Source organism: Christiangramia aquimixticola (assembly GCF_048285835.1).
GTDB lineage: Bacteria > Bacteroidota > Bacteroidia > Flavobacteriales > Flavobacteriaceae > Christiangramia > Christiangramia aquimixticola.
Map to the genome: position 1 here is coordinate 1 of NZ_JBLVTL010000324.1, position 281 is coordinate 281.

A 281-nucleotide genomic window follows, 5' to 3' on the forward strand; every position below is an offset into this window, starting at 1 on the left:
TGACAACTAGACAACCCGGACAACCCGGACAACACGATACTTCGACAAGCTCAGTACAGGCAACTGGATGCTTCGACTACGCTCAGCACAGGCAACCCCGATATTTCGACAAGCTCAATACAGGCAACCAAACAACCTATCCAACCCTTGATCACCCCTCTCTCTTTTGATTCCTCCCTCTTCGGATACTCCGTGGGAAAGTGCTTGGCTGATGAAGACTGGTCTGAATTGGAGTTTTTGGAAGCAGCCAAATCATACAGATTGGTATACCTCTTTTCTGA

Annotated in this window: 1 protein-coding gene; it reads right to left on the reverse strand. The window is 48.0% G+C overall.

The window, feature by feature from the left end; genetic code table 11:
• Positions 1–50 precede the first annotated feature (50 nt).
• Positions 51–281: hypothetical protein (locus ACNKXV_RS14665; RefSeq protein ID WP_417908436.1), on the reverse strand; the 231-nt coding region annotated here is incomplete at its 5' end.